The organism is Hymenobacter sp. HSC-4F20 (genome assembly GCF_019599275.1).
Lineage (GTDB): Bacteria > Bacteroidota > Bacteroidia > Cytophagales > Hymenobacteraceae > Hymenobacter.
The window spans coordinates 1,426,258-1,452,284 of record NZ_JAHZTD010000001.1; the positions used below are offsets into that span (position 1 = coordinate 1,426,258).

Consider the following 26,027-nt stretch of genomic DNA (forward strand, 5'->3'; position numbering starts at 1 on the left):
GCCCTGTTGATTCTATAAGAAAGCACGGCCGGGGTTGTGATGCTCCGCAACGCTTCTCTCCCGGACCTCTTTGATTTTCCGTTCATGAAGATAGCCCTGGACGCAATGGGGGGCGATTTCGCACCTCAGGCCGCCGTCGATGGGGCCGTACTGGCTGCCAAAGTGCTGGCCGGCAAGGCCCAGATAGTGCTTATCGGCCAGGAAGATGCTGTGCGCCCCCTGGTGGCCCAGCACGGTCCTGATGCTGCCGAACTACTGGTAGTACCCGCTTCGCAGATTATTGAGATGGGCGAACACCCCGCCAAAGCTTATCAGCAGAAGCAGGATTCGAGCATTGCTGTTGGTTACCGTATGCTGGCTACTGGTGAGGTAGAGGCCTTTTGCTCGGCGGGCAATACTGGCGCCATGCTGGTAGGCGCCATGTTCAGCGTGAAAGCCGTACCGGGCGTGCTGCGGCCGGCCATTGCGAACTTTGTTCCGAAGCTGGACGGCGGCATGGGCATTATGCTTGATGTAGGGGCCAATGCCGAGTGCAAACCCGAAATGCTGGAGCAATTCGGTGAGTTGGGCTCTTTGTATGCTCAGTACGTGCTCGGTATCGAGAAGCCTAAAGTGGGCCTCATGAACCTGGGCGAAGAAGAAGGTAAGGGTACTGCTATTACTCAGGCGGCGCACCAGCTGCTAAAAGTAAACCCCCATATTCACTTCATCGGCAACATTGAGGGACGTGACCTGTTCAACGACAAAGCCGATGTAATTGTCTGCGACGGCTTTACGGGTAACGTGGTGCTTAAAATGGCGGAATCGGTGTACGACATCATCGCCGAGAAAAACATTCACGACCCCTTCCTCGATAAATTTAACTACGAAGCCGTGGGTGGCTCGCCCATCCTTGGCATCAACGACAACGCCATTATCGGGCACGGTGTGAGTACGCCCTTGGCCATCTGCAACATGCTGCTGCAAGGGTACCAAATGGCCAGCTCTGGCATCGCCGACCAGATAAAAAACACCTTCAAGTCTTAAGGGCAACCCAGAGTCCGGCCCCCGAGCCGGACTTTTCCTTTGCCGCGTTTTCTGTTCCCTCTCTAATGAAGATTACCGCTGCCATCACTGGAGTCGGCTCTTATGTGCCTGACTACGTGCTTACCAATCAGGAGCTCGAAACCATGGTCGACACGACCGACGAGTGGATTATGAGCCGAACCGGGATTCAGGAGCGACATATTCTGAAGGGCGAGAACCAGGGCACTTCCGTCATGGGTATCAAGGCTGTAGAGCAGCTGCTGGCGAAAACCGGCAACAAGGCCGAAGACATCGACCTGATCATCTGCGCCACTACTACCCCTGATCTGGTATTTCCGGCCACAGCTAATATCATTTCGGCGGCGGTGGGCGCAACCAAGGCATTCAGCTTCGATATGCAGGCGGCTTGCTCGGGGTTTATGTACGCCTTGGCTACTGGCTCGCAGTTTATTGCTACCGGCGCTTACAAGAAAGTGATTGTGGTAGGCGCCGATAAGATGTCGAGCATTATCGACTATACTGACCGCGCTACCTGTATTATTTTCGGCGACGGCGCTGGGGCCGTGTTATTGGAGCCTAACACCGAGGGCCTCGGCCTGCTCGACCAGGAGCTGCACTCCGATGGGCACGGCGAACAATACCTGCACCAGAAAGCCGGAGGCTCACGCCGCCCGCCTTCCGCCGAAACGGTTGCCAACCGCGAGCATTTCGTTTACCAAGAGGGCGCTGCCGTTTTCAAGTTTGCGGTGAAGAACATGGCCGATGTAGCTGCGCAAGTAGCGGAGCGCAACGGCCTCAGCGCCGACACCATTGACTGGCTGGTGCCCCACCAGGCCAACAAGCGCATCATTGATGCCACGGCCAACCGCGTAGGTATTGGCCCGGAGAAGGTAATGCTCAACATCCATAAGTACGGCAACACCACCAATGGCACTATTCCGCTGTGCTTGGCCGACTATGAGCAGCAGCTGCGCAAAGGCGATAACCTGATTATTGCCGCATTTGGTGGGGGCTTCACTTGGGGCTCTTTATACCTGAAATGGGCGTACGACCCCAAACCGGACCCCTCAATAGCCTAACCTGGCGGCTCGCAAGCGGAAAAACTTCTATACTTGCACTCCCGACACGTGCCGCCCCGCCATCTCTCCGGGGCGGCACGTTGCGTTTCCACCCTAGTAACTCACTTTCTGACTGTTGAAGATTGGTGCCCGAACCACTGGTTTCCGGTAGCTTTGTGCCCAATTTTCCCTCTCCAACTCTTTCCCCACCATGGCCACCACCGCAGACTTTCGCAACGGGCTCGTTCTGAACTACAACGGCGAGTTGCACGTCATCACCGAATTCCAGCACGTAAAACCAGGTAAAGGCCCGGCCTTCGTGCGTACCAAGCTCCGTAACATCAAAACCGGCCGCACCATTGACAACACCTTTAACGCCGGGGTGAAGGTGGAAACGGCCCGCGTGGAGCAGCGTCCGCACCAGTACCTGTACAAGGACGACTACGGCTACACCTTCATGGACAATGCTACCTTTGAGCAAGTAGTACTGCCCGAGGCCATGGTGCCCTTTGCCGACCTGATGAAGGAAGGCCAGGAAGCAACCATCCTGTTTCACGCCGAAACGGAGCAGCCACTCACGGCCGAGTTGCCGACCACTGTGGATCTGGTAGTAACTTACACCGAGCCTGGCCTGAAAGGTGACACTGCCACTAACACCCTAAAGCCCGCTATCGTGGAAACGGGGGCCCGTATTCAGGTGCCGCTGTTTATTGATACCGACACCAAAATTCGCATCAAAACGAGCGACTATTCTTATGTCGAAAGAGTCAAGTAAGCAGCCCAACAAGCCCTCTCCCGCCGCCATGAAAGCCAAAGAATTACAGGAACTGATCGACTTTATTGCTAAGTCGGGTCTAAACAAAGTCAACATCGAAACCGAGGAATTTAAAATCTCGGTTCAGCGTGAGCCTACCACGAAAGTGGTGAGCGGCAGCGTAGCCGCAGCGGCCCCGGCCGCACCAGCAGCTCCAGTTGCTGCCCCAGCCCCCGCTCCTGCTCCTACGGCTCCAGCCGCACCTTCGGCTCCGGTAGCAGCAGAAGCTGCTGGTAGCAACTACGTGCCGCTGAAAGCCCCGATGATTGGCACCTTCTACCGCAGCAGCAGCCCCGATTCGCCCGCTTTCGTGCAGGTAGGCGACTTGGTGGAGAAAGGTCAGGTAATCTGCATCATCGAAGCCATGAAGCTGTTCAACGAAATCGAAGCCGAGCAATCGGGCCGCATCGTGAAGGCGATGGTGGAAAATGCTTCCCCGGTGGAGTACGACCAGCCGCTGTTCCTGATTGAGCCGATGTAATTTGAGAACTCAGAAGTAAGAGCTTAGAGCTTAGAAGCCCGGTAGCCGACGCTAGTGGATCTAAGTTCTAAGCTCTTGTTTCTCTTATCTACTTCAGACCTGTGTTCAAGAAAATACTGATTGCCAACCGGGGCGAAATTGCGCTGCGCGTAATTCGGACCTGCAAGGAAATGGGCATTAAAACGGTGGCCGTGTATTCGACTGCCGATAAAGAAAGCCTGCACGTACGCTTTGCTGACGAGGCCGTGTGCATAGGCCCTCCCAGCTCCGCCCAAAGCTACCTGAGCATCCCGACCCTGATTGCCGCGGCGGAAATCACCAATGCCGATGCCATTCACCCCGGCTACGGCTTCCTGTCGGAAAACGCGGAGTTTTCGCGCGTATGCCAGGAAAACGGCATCAAGTTCATCGGGGCCTCGCCCGAGATGATCAACCAGATGGGCGACAAAGCCTCGGCTAAGGCGACCATGATTGCCGCGGGCGTGCCTTGCATTCCGGGCTCCGTGGGCCTGCTCGACTCGGTGGAGCAAGGCAAGCAAGTAGCTGCTGAAATCAAGTACCCCGTTATCCTGAAGGCTACGGCCGGCGGCGGTGGGCGCGGTATGCGCATCATCAACTCCGAGGACGAGTTTGAGAAAGCCTGGAACGATGCCCGTACGGAAGCCAAAGCGGCCTTCGGCAATGACGGCGTGTACCTGGAGAAGTTTGTGGTGGAACCCCGCCACATCGAGATTCAGGTGTGCGGCGACCAGTACGGCCACGTCTGCCACCTCTCGGAGCGCGACTGCTCCATTCAGCGTCGCCACCAGAAGCTGGTGGAAGAAGCGCCTTCGCCCTTTATGACGGATGATTTGCGCGAGCGGATGGGCGCGGCGGCTATTGCTGGCGCCTCGGCTATCGGCTACGAAGGGGTAGGCACTATCGAGTTTCTGGTGGATGCTAACCGCGACTTCTATTTTATGGAGATGAACACCCGCATTCAGGTGGAGCACCCCGTGACGGAAGAAGTTATCAACTACGACCTGATTAAGGAGCAAATCAAGGTAGCCGCGGGTATTCCGATTACGGGTAATAACTATGGCCCGAAGATGCACGCCATGGAGTGCCGCATCAACGCCGAAGATCCGGCCAACGGCTTCCGTCCTTCGCCCGGCAAAATCACGGTGCTGCACATTCCGGGCGGCCATGGGGTGCGCGTGGATACCCACGTGTATGCTGGCTATCAGATTCCGCCGAACTACGATTCGATGATTGCCAAGCTCATTACGGTAGCGCAAACTCGCGAGGAGTGCATCGTGAAAATGAAGCGCGCCTTGTCGGAGTTTGTGGTTGAAGGGGTGAAAACAACTATCCCCTTCCACCTGAAGCTTATGGACAATGAAGAATTCAAGGCTGGCAACTTCACTACGAAGTTCCTAGAAACTTCTTTCGACTTCTCGGAGCTGTAAGCTACCGTACTTACATCCAAACAGAAAAGGCCGGTCCATAATGGACTGGCCTTTTCTGTTTAGAATGCATTGGATTTGTACTAAGTCAGTACAGAACCAGAGTATGCAAATAGAACATTACTTATATGCGTATTTCCAGTCAAGATAGTGCCTTGGTTAATATAACATCATTTTTAGGTCAATAACGCATTAAACTAGGGTAGTAAGCACTCACTATTTATTTTACTAAAGCCAAAATACTATTGCATATTTCCCTTTTAGGGCCCCTATACTTGCCTTGTTCTTTTCCACAACCAAATCCCACCTCGTATGAACAAAGGATCAGCAGTGGCCCTATTCGGGCTTCTGACTGCAGGCACAGTATTGTCGTCCTGCAACAAAGAAGGCATTGTTCCGGGTGCTCCTATCCCGGTGACCAACACCACTACCCAGAATGCCGTGGCCGTGAACGGCGTTATGATGCAGGGCTTCTACTGGGACACACCCATTAGCAACACCCAGGGTACGTGGTGGCAGGTGTTGGGCTCCCGGGCTGCCGAGTTTAAAACCGCCGGGTTTACCGCTATTTGGCTGCCTCCAGCTTATAAAGGCGGTAGCATTAATGATGTAGGCTACGGGGTGTACGACCGGTACGATTTGGGAGAGTTCAACCAGAAAGGCACGGTAGCAACCCGCTACGGTACGCTGGCTCAACTACAGTCGGCTATTACGGCCTTGCACGGCCAGGGCATTCAGGTGTACGAGGACATGGTGATGAACCACCTAACCTCGGCTGATGCCCAGGAGAGCTTCACGTACAATGGCCAGAACTACACTGTGTGGACCAGCTTTACCTACCCCGGCCGCGGCAACACCTACAGCGCGTTTAAGTGGCACTACTACAACTTCAATGGCACCCAGCAGGCGCCCAACAACGGCTGGTACCAGTGGAATGCCTGGGATTTTCAGCCCTACGCCAACAACGATGCCTACGACAACCTGCTGGGCTCGGAGATTCGCTACGCCGACGTTAACCAGCGTACCGAAACCAAAAACTGGGGCAACTGGATTACTACCAAGCTAAGCCTCGACGGGTACCGCCTCGACGCCACCAAACACATCCAGACCAGCTTCGTAAATGAGTGGCTGGATGCGGTAAAGGGCACCCGCTTTGCCGTAAGCGAGGCCTGGTTCCGCAACCTGACCGACCTGAAGAACTACGCCTCGGCTACCGGCGGGCGCACCAGCCTTTTCGACGTGCCTTTGCATTACACCTTCCAGAGCATGAGCAGCGGCAATGGCAGCTGGGATATGCGCGGCCTGCAGTTTGCGGGCTTCACGGAATCGAATCCTACCCTCTCGGTTTCCTTTGTAGACAACCACGACACCGACCAAACGGGTGGCGCACTGTACTCGCCGGTGGTAAACCTGAAGATGCTGGCCTACGCCTACATCCTGACCCGGGCCAACGGCTACCCCTGCGTATTCTACAAAGACTACTACAACTATAACCTGGGCAACCAGATCAAAACCCTGATGGCAATCCGCAAGGCCAACGCTTACGGAACTGCCTTCGAGTACACCAGCGTAGATGACGCCGACTACTACGCCTACTCGCGCGCCGGCGACGCTACGCACAAGGGCCTGATGATGATTCTGAACGACGGCAGCACGGCCCGCACCAAAGGCATCACCTCTCCCTTCAAAAGCGCTACCCTCACCGACAAAACCGGCAACTACAGCGGCACCATCACCACCGATGCCAACGGCTACGGCAATTTCCCGGTGCAGGCCCGTAGCTACTCGGTGTGGGTACCCAACTAAGTCTCCTACCCCCTCTCTACCTAAAAAGGCTGGCCGTTTGGCCAGCCTTTTTTGTTAGGGCTAACCAAACGGCCAGTATAGGTCTGGGCTATAACCTGAGGTAGTACTTCTTACCGAACCTGCGCGTCGCCGTGCTCGATTTCGTGCACCAGTTCGCCGTACCACTCCTGCCCGTACTTGCGAATCAGGGGCTCTTTCAGGAACTGATACACGCGCACACCCAGATTGGCCCCGAACGAGCAAGCAGGCGAGCAAATGCTCCACCGGTCGTAGTTCAGGGCTTCGAAGCCGTCGTATTTGGTAATACGGATGGGATATAGGTGGCAGCTAATAGGCTTTTTAAAGGAAGTGACGCCCGCCAGATACGCCTGCTCAATGCCACATTTCAGGATGCCCCGCTCGTCGTAGAGGGCGTAAGCACACTCCCGGTCGTTGATGGTGGTGGTGCTGAAGTCGCCTTCCCAATCCTTGATGTACAAGCCCTGCTGCTCAATAGCCTGGCGGCCAGCTTCGGTGAGAAAGGGCTTGATGGCTTCGTACTCGTTGTGCAGGATTTGTAGCTCGTCTTCCTCCAGCGGCGCGCCCAGGTCGCCTTCCACGCAGCAGGCACCTTTGCAGGCTTCGAGGTTACACACAAAGAAGTTATCCCGAACATCGTCGGAAATCAGGGTATTCTGAATCTGAATCATGGGGTTGTGTCGGGCTCGGGGGTTCGGGGCCGTTGGGGCACTAACACGCGAGCAGTGCGAGTGGTGCCGTTGCTACCGAGCAAACAATCCCCAAAGATACCAGAATTAGACCAGGGCCCGTAGTACGTTTTCCGTCAGCTCGCACTGTCGATGGTGCGAGTACGTGGCTAAGGCCTCCTGCCGGGCCTGTTGCCCCAGGCGTTGGGCCAGCTCCGGTGCCAGAAGTAGCCGCTCCACGGCGGCAACAAACGCGCCCTCATCGCGCAGTGGAAACAACAGACCGGTGTTCCCATCGCGCACAATTTCGAGCGTACCGCCAGTTGCGGAAGCTACTACGGGCAGGCCGGCAGCCATAGCCTCAATGGTAACCATACCATAGGTTTCGTTCACGGAAGCCGTGATGGAGATATCGAGGGCCCGGTACGCTACCTCAGGTTTCAGGGTAAACTCCCGCACATGCACCACCTCCGTCAGGCCCAGCTCCTGCACTCGCTTCTGCACGGCTTCGCGGTAAGCATTGCCCTCGTTGCGGGTAGGCTCACCCACGAACAGCATATGCAGCTGGGGGTAGCGTCGGCGGAGAGCAGCCAGCGCTTCCACCACGAAATCCTGACCCTTGCCATCGTCGAAACGCCCAATTAGGCCCATTAGCACGGCGTTCGGGGGCAATGACAAGCGCAGTTCGGCGCGGGCTTGGGCTTGCGAAAAGGCCGGTTGCGCGAACTTCTCCAGCTCTATTCCCAGCGGCACAACGTGCAGCTTGCTAGCAGCAAGGCGGGTTTTTTCCAGCACTTGCCGGGCCAAACCGGGTAGTGGGGCCAGCCAGGCATCCAGGGCACGGTAGCGTAAGGTGTGCAGAAGTCCGCGCTTAGCCAGCCCAAGCTGCATGTGCTGCTGGTACACCAGCCGGAGTTGCGGTAGCCGTAAGGTTTTACAGAGTACCGCTACGCCCAAATCCCCATTCCGCGTGACGATGAGCACCCGCGTACCAAACCCGCGCAACAGCCCTGCCAAACGCCCCGCAGCCGGAATATCGGCGGCTTTCCAGGGGTTGCGCAGGGTAGCAAGGGGTAGGCCCAGCTCGGCGGCGCGGGCAGCAATAGGCGAATCGGCTAAGGTGATAATCTGTACGGGCCAGCCCCGCTGCTGCATCCAGTCGGCGAAACGAACGGTGTTCAGCTCCAGGCCGCCCCAGCTGTTGGAAAGGCATAGCAGCGAGATAGGAAACACGGCAGGGGTAGCAGAAGCAGCGGCAGAATTCACACCGCGAAGATACAGCAGGCGCCCTACTGCGCGATAAAGCAGCCGGAGCGCACCAAATGGCGCAGCTCTCGGTTAGTACTTTTCGGGGTGGTGCTTTGCACGCGTATGTTGTGCGCGGGGGCCCGACCAGACGCCAGATTGCGTTTCGCTACCCCACCCGAAAGCCCTACCTTTGCTAACAAGCCAAAAAGCTTAGTTTCCGATCTGACTGACACGCATGGCACTGGATTATCACTCGTTATTGAACCCCTCCCAGGCGGCGGCCGTGCTGCACACCGAAGGCCCCTGCATGATTATAGCCGGCGCGGGCTCCGGTAAAACCCGGGTGCTCACGTACCGTATTGCCCACCTGCTCGAAAAGGGAGTAGATCCGTTTAATATCCTGGCCCTGACCTTTACCAATAAGGCAGCCAAGGAGATGCGGGCCCGTATTGAGAAGGTAGTAGGCCCCGAGGCCAAAAATCTGTGGATGGGCACTTTCCACAGCATCTTCGCCCGCATCCTGCGCTCCGAGGCCGACAAGATTGGCTACCCCCGCTCCTTCACTATTTACGATACTCAGGACTCCAAAACCCTCATTGGGCAGATCCTGAAGGAGCTGGAGCTGGACGACAAGCTGTACAAGCCGAACATGGTGCTGGGTCGCATTTCGGCCGCCAAGAACAAGCTGATTTCGGTGCAGCAGTACCTCAACGACCCCGTGATTCGGCAGGACGATGAGGCGGCGCTGCGGCCCAAGCTGGGCGTCATTTACCAGCAGTACGCCAGCCGTTGCTTCAAGGCCGGGGCTATGGACTTCGATGACCTGCTCTACCAGACCAACGTGCTGTTCAAGGACCACCCCGACGTGCTGAACAAGTACCAGAATATGTTCCGGTACGTGATGGTGGACGAGTATCAGGATACGAACTACTCGCAGTACCTGATTGCCCGCAAACTAGCAGCCAAGGAGCGTAACATCTGCGTGGTAGGCGACGACGCCCAGAGCATCTACGCCTTCCGGGGCGCTGATATTCAGAACATTCTCAACTTTGAGAAGGACTACCCCGAGTTGCAGGTGTTTAAGCTGGAGCAAAACTACCGCTCCACCAAAAACATTGTGTGGGCCGCTAACTCGGTTATCAAAAACAACCAAGCCCAGCTGCGCAAGGACGTTTTCTCCGACAACGAGGAAGGTCCGCTGATTGAGGTGTTCAAGGCCGCTTCCGACAACGAGGAAGGCAAGCTGGTAGCCAATAGCATCTACGAGGACAAGATGAACCACCACTTGTCCTACGATGACTTTGCCATTCTCTACCGTACCAACGCCCAGAGCCGGGCCATGGAAGAAGCCCTGCGCAAGCTCAACATCAAGTACAAGATTGTGGGCGGCCTGAGCTTCTACCAGCGCAAGGAAATCAAGGACTTAGTGGCCTACCTGCGCCTGACGGTGAACCCCAACGACGAGCAGGCCCTGCGTCGCGTCATCAACTACCCCAAGCGCGGCATCGGCGACACCACCATTGCCAAGCTTCTGAGTGCCGCCGAAGAATCAAACCACACGATTTGGGAGGTAGTCGCCAACGCCGACCAATTCCTGCCCGCCCGCGCGGCCAACCCCATCGTGGACTTCGCCGAGAAGATCAAAGCCTACACCGCCGTAGCGGCCAAAGACGATGCCTTCGAAGCCGCCAAGTTCATTGCCAAAAACTCGGGTATGATTGAGGAGCTCTACGCCGATAAAAGCATCGAGGGCCTCTCCCGCTACGAGAACATCCAGGAACTGCTCAACGGCATCAAGGCCTTTGTGGAGGACCCTGAGCGCGAAGACAAGAGCCTCAGCTCCTTTCTGCAGGATATTGCCCTGGTGACGGACGCTGATACCAAGGATGCCCAGAGCGAAGGTGAGCAGGTAACCCTCATGACGATTCACTCGGCTAAGGGCTTGGAGTTCCGCAACGTGTACATCGTGGGCATGGAGGAAAACCTCTTCCCCAGCCAGATGATGATTACCTCGCGGGCCGACTTGGAAGAAGAGCGGCGCCTGTTCTACGTGGCCATCACGCGGGCCGAGAAAAAGCTGACCCTGAGCTACGCTACCTCCCGCTACCAGTGGGGCAACCTGCGCAGCTGCGAGAAAAGCCGCTTTCTGGATGAAATCGACCCCAAGTTTGTCGACTTCAAGTTCTCAGCCGGGCCGGTGGGTAGCGCTGGTCCGGGCGAGTCGCCGTTCGGGCATGTGTTTGAGCGCCGCAGCAATCTGGTACCGCCTGCTCCGCGCAAAACCGTAGCTACCAAGTACTCCCCGCCCGCCGACTTTAAACCGTCGGACACCAGCAACTTGCAAACCGGCCAGCGCGTGGAGCATCCCAAGTTCGGCTTTGGTACCGTTACAAAGCTGGAAAATCAGGCCGGCTCCGTCAAGGCAATCATTCACTTTGAAGAAGTAGGCGAAAAGACGCTGCTGCTGAGCTTCGCTAAGCTGCGCGTACACTAAACTCCGGGCGGAGCAGGGAGCTGGGGCAAGCTCCAGAAGCACAACCCAGATGCCTTACTTCGCCCAGAATAGTGGTTACCTGCACCCAAATTGCCCTATTCGCGTTACTTTAGGCGCTGATAGTCCGACACTTCCCTATTACCCATTCCTGCTAAACCTTGCCGCTGGCCATCCTGTGCAAACTAGGAAGCCATTGGGGCAAGGTTTGGCGTATATTTGACCCTCCGAATACCATTTTCATGACCTTACCTTCTCTTCATAAGCACGAGTTACTCCAGCGCGAATACGGCCAGAGCACCTTCCAGCTCGTGCAGCAGCTGCGCGACATCGAGGACCGCGCCGAGCGGACCCGCCGGGCCCAGCAAATCGTGCAGCTTATTTTCCGGATTCAGCCTACCCTGCGCGACCAGCCTGATTCTCAGCAAAAAGTCTGGAACCACCTGTTTGAAATGGCCGATGGGGAGCTGGACGTGGATGCCCCGTTTCCACTGGCGGCCCCGGCCAGCCAAACGCCCCCACAGCGAGTACCCTACCCCAGCAGAGGACCCAAACTTCGGGCCTACGGCCGGGCTGTGGAACAGCTTGTTGCCAAAGCGCTGACCCTTGAGGACCCCGCCGAGCGGGAGCAGGCTACCATCGTCATTGGGCGCACCATGAAGTTCTTGTACCGCTCCCACAACAAGGAAAACGCCAAGGACCTCACCATCCTCAAGCACCTCAAAGAATTGTCGGGTGGGCAACTAAGCCTGGACCCCGCCCAGGTTGATGCTCAGAACCTGTTTGAGTTCACCACCAATGGCCGGCCTGCCCCATTCATTGTGCCCCAGCCCCGCCAGGAGCGCGACGTACGCCGGAGCAGCAGCAGCAACAACCGGCGCGACAAGCAGCGCCGCGGTGGCAAAAAAGGCCGGCAGGAACCCCAGCAACCCCCGCAGTAACTTTTTTTATCAGACATGAGACCGTGAGATAGAAAGGAGCGAAACTGTGGTTTGGGACCCCGCAAGGGGTCGGGCCTTGTCTTACTTCTCCTATCTCCCTCCCTCACTTCTCTCCACTAATGGCCTCTTTCGAAGTTATCGGCGGCAAGCCGCTGAAAGGTGAAATCGTGCCCCAGGGCGCTAAAAACGAAGCACTCCAGATTCTGTGCGCCGTCCTGCTCACCGACGAGCCAGTCACGATTTCCAATATCCCGGACATCCGCGACGTCAATAAGCTCATTGAGCTGCTGCGCGACATGGGCGTGAAGGTGGGCAAGCTCGCCACTGACACCTACCGCTTCCAGGCCGACGATGTACATCTGGACTACCTCGATACCCCTGAGTTTGTGGCTCAGGCCGGGGCCTTACGGGGCTCGGTCATGATTCTGGGCCCTATGCTGGCGCGCTTTGGCAAGTGCCAGCTGCCCAAGCCCGGCGGCGATAAAATCGGCCGCCGCCCCATGGATACCCACTTCCTGGGCCTGGAAAAGCTGGGCGGCAAGCTCACACTGGAAGGCACCGATTTCTACCGCATCAGCACGGAAGGCCGCTTGCATGGCGCCTATATGCTCCTGGATGAAGCTTCGGTAACCGGCACGGCCAACATTGTGATGGGTGCCGTGCTGGCTGAAGGCACGACTACTATCTACAACGCAGCCTGCGAGCCGTACCTGCAGCAGCTGTGCAAAATGCTCGTGCGCATGGGGGCCAAAATCAACGGTATCGGCTCGAACCTGCTGACCATTGAGGGCGTGGAGCGCCTGGGCGGCACCGAACACCGCATGCTACCCGACATGATTGAAATCGGTTCCTTTATTGGCTTGGCGGCCATGACGGGTTCGGAAATCACCATTAAGGATTGCCAGATTCCGGAGCTGGGCCTGATTCCGGACACGTTCCGTAAGCTGGGCATTCAGCTCGAGTTCCGGGGCGACGACATCTACGTGCCGGCTCAGGACCACTATGAAATTGCTACCTACCTTGATGGCAGCATTCTAACCATTTCTGACCACACCTGGCCGGGCCTGACGCCTGACTTGCTGAGCGTGATTCTGGTGGTGGCTACCCAAGCCAAGGGCACTGTTCTTATTCACCAGAAGATGTTCGAGTCGCGCTTATTCTTCGTGGACAAGCTAATCGACATGGGTGCTCAGATCATCCTCTGCGACCCGCACCGTGCTACGGTTATCGGCCTCGACAAGCGCACCCGCCTGCACGGCATCACGATGACCTCGCCCGACATTCGGGCCGGCGTAGCGCTGCTCATTGCTGCCCTTTCGGCCAACGGCCGCAGCGTAATTGAAAACGTGGAACAGATTGACCGTGGCTACCAGAACATCGATAAGCGCCTGACGGCCCTCGGCGCGCAGATCCGCCGTCTCTAAGCTAGGACCTACCCTACCACTTACTACAACAGCCCGGTTTCCGCAGAAACCGGGCTGTGTTGTTTTTCCCAGCAGGGGTAGAAGCTCAGGGCCAGGCCCGCACTGGTGGTACGGGATGGGTTACGTTCAGCGGCGGTTGGTATAAACTACCAGAAGCTGCGCAGCTTTTTCCATCCATCCTTTCCTTCCTTCTACCGATGAAAAAGTATGTGCGTCTGCTCCTGGTACTGGGGCTGATGCTGGCTGGGTGCGCCCAGTCGGCCGAGCAAGAAGAAGTTTCTACCCTAGTCGCGGCCGAGGCGGAAGCGGCGCCCGGAGCGCAGGAACCAGTTGCTGCCGCAGCTCTTCCCGCCGCCGATGTGCCCCTGTCCCGGCTGTGGCGGGCAGCGGGCCACCCCGTCATCTATCAGGGCCGGATGGAGCTGGAGGTAGCCGACTTCCCCGCCGCTACTGCCCGCCTTGATACGGCCCTGGCCCGCCGCGGCGCCTACCTTACTGATGCCCGCGAAACCACCAATGCTGAGCGCCATCAGCAGGTTCTGACCGTTCGGGTGCCTTCGGCGCAGTTCCTGGCCCTCACTGCCGACCTCACCCGTCTGGGCATGGTGCACAGCAAGGAGATTACCTCTCATGACGTTGCCAGGGAGCTAGCCAGGCATCGCACCCGGGCCCGCCCAATCCCAGCAGTTGACACGGCTGCCTTTACCGCGCCAGAAGTACAGTTGCTTACCGAGCAGGCAGCGCTGGCTACCTTGCACGTCACTTACTTCCAGCCGCGGCCAGCTACGGATACCTCGCCTGCGACGGCTATAGTGCCGCAGATACAGGCCGGGCTTTGGTTTGGCTGGCGGGTGTTGGGCATCCTGTTTGTCGGGGCGGCGTATGGCTGGCCGCTGCTTCTGGGTCTGGCCTGTTGGGCCGCGTATCGGTGGTACCGTGGCACTACCTCAGTGGCCTGAGCAAGACGCGGTTGCACCCGGTCTATACCAAAGCCGTTACGTTTTCCTGGTGCGGCAGCTGGAGTTACTTTATCTGGTAGCACATATGCTTATCCGAACTTGTCTCACGATAGCACTGAGTACCGGCCTGCTGGTGGCGTGTGGCAACTCAGAAGCTCTTGCTTCTACGAGGTCAGCTACTGAACATGCCATGCTGTCAACACCCGCAATGGATGCTGCACTACCAGCCCCTGAAGCACCTGGTCCTCCGACCGGGGCGTTACCAGTGGCGCTGGTACCGGCACTGCTGAACCGGCTTCTACCCGCAAGCTTATTTACCACGCCGAGGTCCGCATGAGGTAGAAAACCTGGACCTGACCAACGCCCGGCGCGACAGCCTGACCTGTTCCTTTGGAGCCTACGTGGAAACGGCTGCCGAACACCGCGAAGAGGAGTGGACGGCTCAAAGCGCTCAACAATGAGGTAGCCTATTTCATTATCACGCTCACGTACTTTCAGCTGCTGCCCCATCCTACCCCGGCTACCCCACTCCTATCGTTCCGCAGCCGGCTAGTCGAGTCTTTTTACGCGGGCTGGCAGAGCCTTACAACTACCGTACTCTACTGGTTGCGGCGTGGCTGTTCCTGCTACTGGCGGGGCGGGTTAGCCCTGGCCATCAGCCGTTGGCGCCACCAATGCGCTGCCTGGCCGCAGCTGCCAGCCTAACGCCTCTTGGCATTGGTGAATGACGCAAAAAGCCCGCGCTACGATTGTAACGCGGGCTTTTCTACGAAAGAGAATCGGTTAGCTTCGGTCGGTTACCAGGTCTACCACCGCAGTTACCAGCGAGAGTACCACACTGAAAATCAAGGCGGAAACGAATCCATCCAGCTTGAAGCCTGCCAGCAGCCAATCGGCTATCATTACTATTAAGGCGTTGATTACTAGCAGGAACAGGCCCAGAGTTAATATAGTAATAGGAAAGCCAATGATTTTGAGAAGGGGCTTTACAACGGCGTTCAATATAGCCAGCACAATGACCAGGAAAAAGGCGTCGGTAATGCCGCTGATATCTGCTCCAGGCAGAAACTTAGCTAAGGCATAGGTAATAATGGCGGAGAGAATGAATTTTAAAATGAAGCCCATGTGCAGGTGGTAGCAGTTAAGTGAGAAAAATGTACAGACGTAGGGAGTTGGGTTCCTCTACGCAGACTACGCAAAAAAGTGCGGCGGATATCGGCTCCTGCGTAACCGACACCCTACCGCACTTTCTCGCTCTCACGTCCGCACTATTTTACCCAGGGACCGTAGCAGACCGGCTATTAACTTATTTTTCAACGGCGCGCGCCTTGAGGCGACCCTGCGAAACGCCCATCCAGTTGGCCATGTGGTAAAGCAGACGGGCACCCACAATAGCGTTCCACTCGGTGTCACCGGGAGCTACCTCGTTTAAGTCGCAGCCGATAATGGTCCGGCCCGAGCTGACCACCATCCGAATCAGGTAGAGGGCTTGCTCAAATTCCAATCCGCCGGGTACGGGCGTGCCGGTACCGGGGCAGAGCTTGGGGTCGAGGCCGTCAATATCAAAGCTCAGGTATACTTTCTGCGGCAGCTGTGCAATAATTTTCTTGCATTCCTTGCGCCAGGACTTGCCGCTCAGCATTTCGGCCTGCAGGAACCGGTCGGCGAACAGGGCCACGCGGCCGTTACTCTGGTCGATGTACTCAGCTTCTTGCTGGCAGTAGTCCCGAATGCCTACCTGCACCAGCTTTTTCACCTGGGGCAGCTTCAGCGCGTTATACATAATGGAAGCGTGCGAATATTCAAAGCCCTCGTAGGCGGGGCGCAGGTCGCAGTGAGCATCAATTTGCAGAATACCAAACTCCTCGTGGCGCTCGGCCAGGGCGTGCAGATACCCTAACGGCGTGCTGTGGTCGCCGCCGAGCAGCACTACTCCCTTACCGGCATCAAGTAAGGCACCGGTTTTCTGCTTGAGCCACTCCAGTAGTGCAAGGCCCCGCTGGTTCAGGCGTGCCGGCACACCTGAAAAAGTACTGTGCCCGGCTTCCGGCTCGCCTTCCTCCAGCCAGCCGATGTAGTCTTTCGCAATAGGACGCAGTTCCACGCTTTCGGCCGCAATTGTGGCGTCGGGCTCTTCCATGGCCAACCCCATTTTCCAGGCATCCGGCAGGTCCGGATCATAGAGGTCTACCTGGAGGGAAGCTTCCCGGATAGCCTCGGGGCCTTCGGCGGTGCCGGCCCGGTAAGAAACCGTAACCTCCCAGGGCACGGGTACAATTACCACCTGTGCTTCCGCGGGGGTAAACGGCAGACCATAGATGCCACCAGCAGAGTCACCGAGGGCGTTGGGGTCGAAGGTAGCGAGCTTTTGCTCCAGGGCAGAGTCAGCCATAGATGTACGAGAGGATGAACGTAAAAGTAGAATGGGACGAAACGCGCGCGGCTCCCGTCGCCAGAATATCATCCTCGGTTAGGGGCATGATTTCTGGTAGCGGGAGCCGCAGCACCTGCGCTCAGACTAAGCGGCCGGCGAATTTACGAACCGGCCTGCTGCCCGCCCATGAAATCGTAGGTCCGGATGATGTCAAGGATTTTTTCAAAGGTATCCCGGTCAAAGAAAATCATCAGAGGCAATTCCACTGAATTGTCCTTATCGGAGAACTGCGTGATAACCGAGAAAATCAGCGGCTGCACCATGGGCCGGTTCAACAGCAGGCTGTGCAGGGCATCGGCAATGTCACCACGGGGGTGCGTAGGCGGTGCTCCGTAGATGCTGGCCTTGAGAATGTTAGCCAGTTGCGTTACCAGCGCTCCGGTGATGATATTACTGATTTCCAGCAGCAACGATTCCTGCATTTCGTCAATCTGCGTGGAGTCTGATGCACTCATGCGCAGGCAGACCCGCGAGAGCCGCTGGACATGCTGGCCGGAAAAAAACATGAGCGTAGTACCGTTGAAATCACCCCGGATATCCGACTGAATAATGACGTGACCGGCCTGTAGGTCGCGTACTTTATCCAGGATGGTCTTACCCGATACAATATCAAGGTCCGGCACCTCTAGCAACACCTTTTCCTGGGCGACTACCGCGAATGAATCGGCGGCGCGAGCCAGCCCGATATTCAGGATTTCGCGGATAATGTCCCGCTCCAGTTCCGTCATGTGCAAATCCATAGAAATCAAGTGAAAGGGCGGCTAGCCGCAGGTGGCCGCCACAGGTCTGCATTACGTGAATTACGGTCGTTTGGCCAGAAATAGTCGAGTTAATGCTGGTACATCAAGCACCAAGCATACCTGCCCGCTACCCAGCAAGGTAACGCCGCCAAATAAGTCAATGGTATCCAGTGGTTTACTCATGGGTTTCACCACGATATCCTGCTGGCGCAAAAACCGGTCGACGATGAGTCCAAGCCGGCGGTTGTTGTAGTTGACAATGATAATATCCTGTCGCCCGCTGAGCTCCGCTTTCGTAGCGGGTGCAAGGGGCCCGTCGCCGTTGTGGAGCAACCGACGCAAGGATACTACTGGTACATTTTCCTCCTGAATACGGGTGAGTAACACGCCCCCTACCACATTGAACGCCGTCGGCAGCAAAGACACTACTGAGTCTGTGTGCATGAGCGGAATGGCGTAGTTGCGCTGGTCGAGTTGGAACAGCAGGGCTCCCTTCACGGCAATGGAGGTAGGCAACACCAACGTGAACGTAGTACCTTCTCCCAGCACGGATTCCACCCGCAGCTGTCCGCCCAGCGAATCAATGGCCAGCTTTACGACGTCCAGGCCTACTCCCCGCCCCGAAATCTCCGTTACTTCCTGCGCCATGGAAAAGCCTGGCTCAAACAGAAAGTCCCGAACTGCTTCATCGTCGAGGGTAGCGGCTACTTCCGCTGAAACTAAGCCTCGCTCAATGGCTTTGCGGCGGACGTTGTTGACATTGATGCCGCGGCCGTCGTCGCGCACCTGCACCAGCACATCGTCGCGCTCAGCCTGGGCCGAGAGTGTCAGGTGCCCTTGCGCGGTTTTGCCGGCTGCTAGTCGCTCTTCCGGAGTTTCCAGCCCGTGCCCAATGGCGTTACGCACCAAATGAAGCAAGGCGTCAGTGATGATTTGCAGAATGTTGCGGTCAATTTGGATATCTTCCCCCACTACAGTCAGCTCGACATCCTTCTTTTCCGTGCTGGCTACGTCCCGGACAACCCGCGGGAACTTGTTGAACAGTGAGCCAACACCTACCAGGCGGGCATCCATCACGCTGTACTGCAACTCATCGGTGATGCGGGAAAGATGCGCCGCTGCCGCTGCCAAGGCCGGGTTACCGATTTCCTGACTGAGCGTGAGTACCCGGTCCCGGTCAATAGTCAGTTCCCCTACCAGATTCAGCAGATGGTCCAGCTTGCGGATCTGGATATACACCAAGTCCGACAGCTCCAGTTTGCGGCTGGCGTCCTCCTCGTCCTCGGTATTATTTTCCAGGATGGGTTCCTCCCCACGCACCAGGCGGTCAAGGTTTTCCAGCAGTTGAGTTACCGGGGGCATTTCCTCTCCTTCGCCCACGGCTCGAATCATTTCTCCGATGGTATCAATGCCACTGAAGAGTACCGGGACCATGGAACCCGTGAAGGTCTTTTCGCGGCTGCGGATAAGCCCGAAAATGGTTTCCATGTGGTGGGCCAGCTCGCCAATGGCATTGTAGCCCATAGCCCGGGCATTGGACTTGAGGTTGTGCATGAGCCGGAACAGCTCATTCAGGGCAGGCTCATCGGTTGGGTTACGCTCCAGTTCGCTGATGTGGCGACTCATGGCATCGTAATACTCCAACGCCTCCGCCATGAAAATTTCGCGGTATTCCTGCTCCCGTGACTTCATTGCGCTGACACTGGTTGGGAGAGAGAGGAAGAACGCCCGGTGCGGCTCATAGTTGCTATCTGCACATGGCGCACTACGAAATCCCCAATTTCAGATAAAGGTAGTACGGCACTGGCTAAGCCCGCTTGAATAACTGCTTTGGGCATTCCGAAGACGGCTGAGGAAGCCTCATCCTGCGCTACTACAGTCCCCCCCTGCTGCTGAACCTGACGAGCCCCAAGCGTGCCGTCTTGTCCGAAACCGGTAAGCACCACTCCAACTATATTACGTCCGGCGGCGAGAGAAGCAGAATGCATTAGAACATCAACGGACGGTACATCCAACCCGGATTCTGCAGCAAAATCGGTTTGCCAGCCCAGCCATGGGCTATCCGTAACTGGCTTGATGACCAGATTACGGCCGCCCGGGGCTACCAACACCCGGCCGGCTTCCAGAGAGGTGCCGCAGGTAGCAGCAGCGACGGGCAGCACTGTGGCCCGCCGCAGCCGCTCTACCAGCGTATCCGTGAACAGTTCGGGCAAGTGCACCGCGACCACAACGGCCCAGGGGAAGGTAGCAGGTAGCTTCCGTAGTACGGCTTCCACTGCAGGAGCCCCACCCGTTGAGCCCCCAATAATTACTATGCCACGCGGTGGCAGCGGAACAGCGCTACGTCGCAAATGCACAGGAAAATCGGGGCGGACTACGGGCTGAGGGCGGGCCGCAAGTAGCTTGCGCCGGACAGCCCGCCGCCACTCAGCCAATTCGGGGCCAGCAGCGGGCATGGGCAGAATATAGTCGTATACGCCCAACCGGGCTACTTCGCGCAGCATCCCGGGTAGTGGCGTCTGACTGCTGTACAGAAGTACAGGCACTGGAAAGTATCGTTGGAGCTGCTCCAGACTCAACAATTGATCTTCGCTGACCACCACTACTCCGGGGCGCAGGCGGCGCGCCAGCGAGGGTAGCTCGCTGGTAGCCACGGCTGTCCCTACTACCTCCAATTCCGGATCGGTAGAGAGCAGCCGGGTGAGTTCCGTGCGCACGAAGGTGGGCAGGTTACCGAGCAACAGGGTGAAAGGGACAGTCAACAAAGACACGGAAAAGAAGAGCAGCTACTGCAAGCAGAAGTGGGACTACAACGGAGAAGGGCTACCTTATTGTTTTTGCTCGACCCCAGGCTCCTGCAGAGCGCTGCCCACTATTTCCAGTACCTTTTCCTCCGAGAAAGGCTTTACGATATAAGCAGTGGCACCGCTTTCCAGCGCTTCATTAACGATAACTTCTTGACCAACAGCGGAGCACATAACAACCTTCACTTCGGGCTGCTCCCGCCGAATGCCCTTGAGCACATCTAATCCGGTGTTGTCCGGCAGAATTACATCAAGGGTAATCAAATCAGGTTTAGAGGCCAACGCCATTTCCAGCGCTTGCTGCCCGTTAGCTGCCTCTCCAACCACCTCATAGCCGGCGTCGGTAAGCATGTTTTTGAGCATCGTGCGCATGTAGAAAGAGTCGTCGACGATGAGGATACGGTTTTTCATGGAAGGAGGAAAGAGAGGAAAACAGAAAGCTGAACTGTACAATAAGCTATGCCTTTGTACGGCTGCTTGCGGGGGAAGATTCCGCTTTGGGTTGCAACTGCATGATTTCGGCAGGAGTCAGCAGCTTCAGCATGTCGAGTACCACAATGATGCGGTCCTCTATTTTGACGATTCCCTCAATGTATTTGTCGTGAATATTAATGTCTTGAATAAATTCCGGCGCTTTCTCAATGATAGACACTGGAATAGACAAGGGCTGTGGTACCTCACGCACCATTATGCCAATAGTGTATTCCTTGGCTTCAATAGCCATGGTATAGGACATGGCGGGCATTTCAACATTGGCAGGCCGTAGTTGAAACCGTTCCTCCAAGTCAATGATGGCAATTATGTCGCCGCGCAGATTGGCAATTCCCTTGATGAAGGCCGGCGTTTTGGGCATTCGGGCAATTTCAGGAGTAATAGTTACTTCCTTTACTTGCTCAATGCGAATCCCGTATTCTTCATCACCCAGCCGAAATACAATCAGCTGAATAATAGGGTCTTGTTTGACGTTTTTTTCGGACTCAGGCATGCCTGAAACAGTAGTATCAGTTCCAGACCAACCGCTCTATATGGTTGGTCTGGCGCTTGATTAGAGAAAGACTTACTTGGATTTTCCCTTAGCCGAACGTCCCTTAGCAGGGGCAGAAGTATCCGTTGGAGCAGTGTCCTTCTTTACCTCCTTGCGACGCGACCGATTAGCCTTAGTGACAGGTGCAGTAGGCTGATCCGATGCTGTGGGTGCAGTTTCCACAGCTGCATCGGTTACAACAGTTGCCCCAGCCCGGCGAGCAGTTTTTCGAGCGGGAGCTGCGGGCGCATCTTCTACCACAGCTGCTGCACGTCGGTTAGGCCGCACTGCGGGGGTAGTAGCCGGAGTAGCCTGAGCCGAACGGCGCATCAATGGCCGACGGCGAGTAGGCTCTGGTTCGGGTTCGGGTTCGGGTTGCAAATCCTCCATCAGCTGGAAGGCCGATAGCCCTAGCTGCAGGTCGTCCGCAATATCCGTCAGGTTCTGGCTGCTGGTTGTCAGCTCCTGCATGCTCGTAGAGAGCTGCTTGGCGGTGCTGGCTACCTGCTGGGTACCCGAAGCCGTTTGCTCGGCAATGGCTACTACCTCTTCCACGTACTTTACCACGTCGCCGATAGAAGTTTTCTGTACTTCGGTGGCCGTCAGAATGTCGCGGGAAGTGCGGAGGGTTTCGCCGCTGCTGGTAGCAATGTTTTTAAAGGCGGAGCTGGCTTCGAACGTAGCGTTCTTCCCCTTGAGTACCCGGCCCTCCATGGTGCTGATTGCCGTAGCCGCCGAGGTGGTATCCTTCTTAACGTCTTCTACCAGGGTAGCAATTTCGCTGGCCGACTTGCGGGAACCTTCAGCCAGCTTGCGGATTTCTTCGGCTACTACTGCGAAACCACGGCCGGCTTCCCCGGCACGGGCTGCTTCGATAGCGGCGTTCAGAGCCAGCAGGTTGGTTTGCGAGGCAATATCGGTGATAACGCCCAGCGACTTACTGATTTCCTGGGAGCGGGTGCTTAGTACTTCAATGGTTTTGGAGGTCTGGGCAGCTGCTGAGCTGATTTCCTCCATGTTCTTTACCACTTCCGCTACCGTCTTCAGACCCAGCTGTGAAGTTTGCTCACCGAGGATAGCTGCTTTGATACCAACATCGGCCTTACCAGCCGTTTCCTTGGTAGCCTGCATAATTTCCTCGATCAGCTTGAAGGCTTGGTCGGTCTTGAGAGCTTGGTTCTGGGCGCCTTCGGCCATCTGCTGCATGGCCAAGGCCACGTCAACGGTTACCCGGCTCATCTCCTGCCCTTTCACCACCATTTCTTCCGACGACTCCCCTACAATCTGCGAGGACTCGTTGATTTCACCGAGCAGTTCATTAAGGTTATCCACAGCAAGGTTCAATGCGTCGGCCATGGCGCGGATGTCGCCGGTGGTTTCGATTTCTACCTGCTGTTGCAAGTCGCCTTCCGAAATAGCCCGTACCACGCGGCTTACTTCCAGTACCGGCGAGGCAATGGATTCGATCAGGGCGTTCAGGGTATCCACCAGTTCTTTCCAGGAGCCCGATACATCCGTTACCGTCGCACGTTCCGTCAGTTTGCCTTCGCCACCCGCTACGCGCGCCACGCGGCTAACTTCCGAAGCCAGACGGTTCAGGTCGTCTACCATTCGGTTAATGGTTTCAGCCAGGTCGGCTACCTCACCCTTAGCATCCAGGGTCAGCTTCTGGGTCAAGTCGCCCTGCGATACGGCCGTTACTACCTTCACGATACCACGTACCTGCGTTGTCAGGTTCGAGGCCATGGTGTTTACCCGGTCGGTCAGCTCTTTCCATACTCCGCTCACGCTGGGTACGTTGGCCTGACCACCGAGGCGACCTTCGGTACCTACTTCCAGGGCCACGCGGGTTACCTCGCCAGCAAATACGTTCAAGGAGTCCACCATCACGTTGATGTTGTCCTTGAGGTCCAGCAGCTCGCCTTTAACATCTACTGATACTTTCTGGCTTAGGTCGCCGCGGGCTACGGCGGAGGTTACGTTGGCAATGTCTCGCACCTGAGAGGTCAGCGAGGCCGCCATGGTATTTACGTTGTCCGTCAGGTCTTTCCACGTTCCGCGCACGTTGGGCACCACGGCCTGGCCGCCCAGGCGACCTTCCGTGCCTACTTCGCGGGCCACGCGGGTTACTTCGTCGCCGAACGTGTTCAGCGAGTCCACCATCTGGTTGAGGTTTTCTTTCAGCTGGAGCAGCTCACCGCGCACGTTTACCGTTACCTTCTGGCTTAGGTCGCCGCGGGCTACGGCAGTTGCTACGTTGGCAATGTCCCGCACCTGAGAGGTCAGGTTCGAAGCCATGGTGTTTACGTTGTCGGTGAGGTCTTTCCACGTACCCGAAACGCTCGGCACGTTGGCCTGACCGCCCAAAATACCCTCGGTACCTACCTCGCGCGCTACACGGGTTACCTCGCCAGCAAAGATGTTGAGCGAGTCCACCATCTGATTGAGGATGTTTTTCAGGTCGAGAATCTCGCCTTTTACATCCACTGTCATCTTCTGGGTCAGGTCACCTTTTGCTACGGCGGTGGCTACGTTGGCAATGTCGCGCACCTGTAGGGTCAGGTTCGAGGCCATCGTGTTTACGTTGTCCGTCAGCTCTTTCCAGGTACCACCTACGCGGGGCACGTTGGCCTGGCCGCCGAGCTTTCCTTCCGTACCTACTTCGCGGGCCACGCGGGTTACTTCGTCACCGAAGATGTTGAGCGAGTCCACCATCTGGTTGAGGATGTTCTTCAGCTCCAGGATTTCCCCTTTCACATCTACGGTCATTTTCTGCGACAAGTCGCCGCGGGCTACGGCGGTAGCTACGTTGGCAATGTCTCGTACCTGCAGGGTCAGGTTCGAGGCCATGTAGTTTACATTGTCCGTCAGCTCTTTCCATACGCCCGCTACATTGGGTACAGAAGCCTGACCACCTAGTTTCCCTTCAGTACCTACTTCAAGCGCTACACGAGTTACCTCGCCGGCGAACAGGTTCAGCGAGTCCACCATCTGGTTCAGGTTCTGCTTGAGTTGCAGCAGTTCCCCCTTTACATCGACCGTAATCTTCTGGCTCAAGTCGCCTTTTGCTACGGCAGTTGCTACGTTGGCAATGTCGCGCACCTGCAGCGTCAGGTTCGAGGCCATATAGTTTACGTTGTCCGTCAGTTCCTTCCATACGCCCGCTACATTGGGCACTACGGCCTGACCACCCAGGCGGCCTTCCGTGCCTACCTCCTGCGCCACACGGGTTACCTCGCCGGCGAAGAGGTTCAGCGAGTCCACCATTTGGTTCAGGTTCTGCTTCAACTGCAGCAGCTCCCCTTTCACATCCACGGTGATTTTCTGGGTGAGGTCACCTTTTGCTACGGCAGTTGCTACGTTGGCAATGTCGCGCACCTGCAGGGTCAGGTTCGAGGCCATCGTGTTTACGTTGTCCGTCAGCTGCTTCCACACCCCGCCTACGTTTGGTACGCTAGCCTGGCCGCCGAGCTTACCCTCGGTACCTACCTCTTGCGCCACACGAGTTACCTCACCGGCGAATAGGTTGAGCGAGTCCACCATCTGGTTGAGGTTCTGCTTCAACTGCAGCAGCTCCCCCTTTACGTCTACCGTAATCTTCTGGCTCAAGTCGCCGCGGGCTACGGCAGTTGCTACGTTAGCAATGTCTCGCACCTGAGAGGTCAGGTTCGAGGCCATGTAGTTTACGTTATCCGTCAGTTCTTTCCAGATACCACCTACGTTTGGTACGGAGGCCTGGCCGCCCAGCTTACCCTCCGTACCTACCTCCTGCGCTACACGCGTTACCTCGCCGGCGAACAGGTTCAGGTTGTCGATGGTTTTGTTGATGGTTTCGGCCATCACCTTAAAGTCACCCGACACCGGAATCTGGAAGGTCTCGTCCAGATTGCCTTTGCTGATATTCTTTAGTACTTTGCCTACTTCCAACACCGGTACGGCGATACTATCCACCAAGCCGTTGATGTTGTTGATCATGTCGCGCCAGAAACCAGCGGCATTATCGGCCGAAGCGCGAGCTTTCAGGTTGCCTTCCACCCCGGCAACCTTGGAAATACGGGATACCTCGCCACCTACCCCGCCAATCATCTCCACCATGGAGTTATAGGCCTCGGCTATTTCAGCGAAGATGTCGTCATTCTGCTTGGTCAGGCGCACCGATACGTCCCCTTTCTTAAAGGCGTCGAGGGCGTAGAGCACCCGGTTCAGCTGATCATTAATATAGTCCGGGTCCTGGAAGCTGAAGCCGGCCGAGCTGGCCGTGCCTCTTTTCCGAGTAAAGTTATTACTGTGCGGCACTACGCTCTGACCGTTGTCGGTGACAGTAGCAGCACTTGTTTCTTCTGATGTAGCCGGAGCGGTGGGGACCGGACGGTTGTTTCTGGGCGTCTTAGCTGAAGCCATAAACTGAGTATAGTGGCGAAACCTGCCAAAGCAAGGTGGTGCACGAACGGAACCTGTGCGAGGAGGGTTCCAGAACGGGCAAAGGTAACAAATAGAGCCGTCAGGTCACAATTCTAAGAAAAAACTTACGTGCTGGTGATAACTGTCCAAACCTGAGCTTTTTGGCTGAGCAGTGTCTTGAACCGGGAAAGCATCTTACTGGTAGCAGAGGCTATAATTACACCTTTTCTACTGTTACGCCGGAT

Annotated in this window: 20 protein-coding genes; 10 read left to right on the top strand and 10 right to left on the bottom strand. The window is 56.7% G+C overall.

Annotated features, from left to right (window positions below):
• The first annotated feature begins 84 nt into the window (after nt 1–84).
• From plsX to K3G63_RS06280, 6 genes are all read left to right on the top strand, one after another.
• Nucleotides 85–1,026 (top strand): phosphate acyltransferase PlsX, encoded by a 942-nt coding sequence (gene plsX, locus K3G63_RS06255; RefSeq protein WP_220613204.1) that lies wholly within the window; start codon nt 85–87, stop codon nt 1,024–1,026.
• Nucleotides 1,027–1,091: 65 nt separating this feature from the next.
• Nucleotides 1,092–2,105 carry a beta-ketoacyl-ACP synthase III gene (locus K3G63_RS06260; RefSeq protein ID WP_220613205.1) on the top strand — a complete coding sequence of 338 codons (1,014 nt, stop codon included), beginning with the start codon at nt 1,092–1,094 and terminating at the stop codon, nt 2,103–2,105.
• Between the two features lie 190 nt (nt 2,106–2,295).
• Nucleotides 2,296–2,859 (top strand): elongation factor P, encoded by a 564-nt coding sequence (gene efp / locus K3G63_RS06265; protein ID WP_220613206.1) that lies wholly within the window; start codon nt 2,296–2,298, stop codon nt 2,857–2,859.
• 28 nt (nt 2,860–2,887) lie between these two features.
• A complete protein-coding gene (gene accB, locus K3G63_RS06270) occupies nt 2,888–3,379 on the top strand; it encodes an acetyl-CoA carboxylase biotin carboxyl carrier protein (RefSeq protein WP_220613895.1) in 492 nt (163 codons plus the stop codon).
• Nucleotides 3,380–3,480: 101 nt separating this feature from the next.
• Nucleotides 3,481–4,827: an acetyl-CoA carboxylase biotin carboxylase subunit gene (gene accC, locus K3G63_RS06275; protein WP_220613207.1), complete on the top strand. Its 1,347-nt coding sequence runs from the start codon at nt 3,481–3,483 to the stop codon at nt 4,825–4,827.
• 309 nt (nt 4,828–5,136) lie between these two features.
• Nucleotides 5,137–6,630, top strand: a complete 1,494-nt coding sequence (locus tag K3G63_RS06280; protein WP_220613208.1) for an alpha-amylase — start codon at nt 5,137–5,139, stop codon at nt 6,628–6,630.
• 110 nt (nt 6,631–6,740) lie between these two features.
• On the opposite strand, the gene K3G63_RS06285 is transcribed toward K3G63_RS06280, so the two are convergent.
• A complete protein-coding gene (locus K3G63_RS06285; protein ID WP_220613209.1) occupies nt 6,741–7,319 on the bottom strand; it encodes a DUF3109 family protein in 579 nt (192 codons plus the stop codon).
• 105 nt (nt 7,320–7,424) lie between these two features.
• Nucleotides 7,425–8,582, bottom strand: a complete 1,158-nt coding sequence (locus tag K3G63_RS06290; RefSeq protein ID WP_220613210.1) for a glycosyltransferase family 4 protein — start codon at nt 8,580–8,582, stop codon at nt 7,425–7,427.
• 223 nt (nt 8,583–8,805) lie between these two features.
• Between K3G63_RS06290 and K3G63_RS06295 the strand changes: the two genes are divergently transcribed.
• The 4 genes from K3G63_RS06295 to K3G63_RS06310 all read left to right on the top strand — a co-directional run bounded on the left by K3G63_RS06295 (nt 8,806) and on the right by K3G63_RS06310 (nt 14,379).
• Nucleotides 8,806–11,058, top strand: a complete 2,253-nt coding sequence (locus K3G63_RS06295) for an ATP-dependent helicase (protein WP_220613896.1) — start codon at nt 8,806–8,808, stop codon at nt 11,056–11,058.
• A gap of 239 nt (nt 11,059–11,297) precedes the next feature.
• Nucleotides 11,298–11,996: a DUF4290 domain-containing protein gene (locus K3G63_RS06300; protein WP_220613211.1), complete on the top strand. Its 699-nt coding sequence runs from the start codon at nt 11,298–11,300 to the stop codon at nt 11,994–11,996.
• 119 nt (nt 11,997–12,115) lie between these two features.
• Nucleotides 12,116–13,420 carry a UDP-N-acetylglucosamine 1-carboxyvinyltransferase gene (gene murA, locus K3G63_RS06305; RefSeq protein WP_220613212.1) on the top strand — a complete coding sequence of 435 codons (1,305 nt, stop codon included), beginning with the start codon at nt 12,116–12,118 and terminating at the stop codon, nt 13,418–13,420.
• Nucleotides 13,421–13,617: 197 nt separating this feature from the next.
• Nucleotides 13,618–14,379 (top strand): DUF4349 domain-containing protein, encoded by a 762-nt coding sequence (locus K3G63_RS06310; protein ID WP_220613213.1) that lies wholly within the window; start codon nt 13,618–13,620, stop codon nt 14,377–14,379.
• A 783-nt stretch (nt 14,380–15,162) separates the two neighbouring features.
• On the opposite strand, the gene K3G63_RS06315 is transcribed toward K3G63_RS06310, so the two are convergent.
• The 8 genes from K3G63_RS06315 to K3G63_RS06350 form a co-directional block, all read right to left on the bottom strand.
• Nucleotides 15,163–15,504 carry a phage holin family protein gene (locus tag K3G63_RS06315; RefSeq protein ID WP_220613214.1) on the bottom strand — a complete coding sequence of 114 codons (342 nt, stop codon included), beginning with the start codon at nt 15,502–15,504 and terminating at the stop codon, nt 15,163–15,165.
• Nucleotides 15,505–15,685: 181 nt separating this feature from the next.
• On the bottom strand, nt 15,686–16,771 hold the full coding sequence (locus K3G63_RS06320) for an agmatinase family protein (RefSeq protein WP_220613215.1): 1,086 nt from the start codon (nt 16,769–16,771) through the stop codon (nt 15,686–15,688).
• 143 nt (nt 16,772–16,914) lie between these two features.
• Nucleotides 16,915–17,553: a chemotaxis protein CheC gene (locus K3G63_RS06325; protein ID WP_259404282.1), complete on the bottom strand. Its 639-nt coding sequence runs from the start codon at nt 17,551–17,553 to the stop codon at nt 16,915–16,917.
• Nucleotides 17,554–17,613: 60 nt separating this feature from the next.
• Nucleotides 17,614–19,245: a chemotaxis protein CheA gene (locus tag K3G63_RS06330; protein ID WP_220613216.1), complete on the bottom strand. Its 1,632-nt coding sequence runs from the start codon at nt 19,243–19,245 to the stop codon at nt 17,614–17,616.
• Nucleotides 19,242–20,318: a chemotaxis protein CheB gene (locus K3G63_RS06335; RefSeq protein ID WP_220613217.1), complete on the bottom strand. Its 1,077-nt coding sequence runs from the start codon at nt 20,316–20,318 to the stop codon at nt 19,242–19,244. The genes K3G63_RS06330 and K3G63_RS06335 overlap by 4 nt, the downstream gene beginning before the upstream one ends.
• A 63-nt stretch (nt 20,319–20,381) precedes the next feature.
• Entirely contained in the window at nt 20,382–20,768 is a 387-nt protein-coding gene (locus tag K3G63_RS06340) for a response regulator (protein ID WP_220613218.1), read from the bottom strand.
• A 46-nt stretch (nt 20,769–20,814) separates the two neighbouring features.
• Nucleotides 20,815–21,342, bottom strand: coding sequence for a chemotaxis protein CheW (locus tag K3G63_RS06345; RefSeq protein ID WP_220613219.1), 528 nt, complete (start codon nt 21,340–21,342; stop codon nt 20,815–20,817).
• 72 nt (nt 21,343–21,414) lie between these two features.
• Nucleotides 21,415–25,782, bottom strand: coding sequence for a HAMP domain-containing protein (locus K3G63_RS06350; protein ID WP_220613220.1), 4,368 nt, complete (start codon nt 25,780–25,782; stop codon nt 21,415–21,417).
• Between the last annotated feature and the right edge of the window lie 245 nt (nt 25,783–26,027).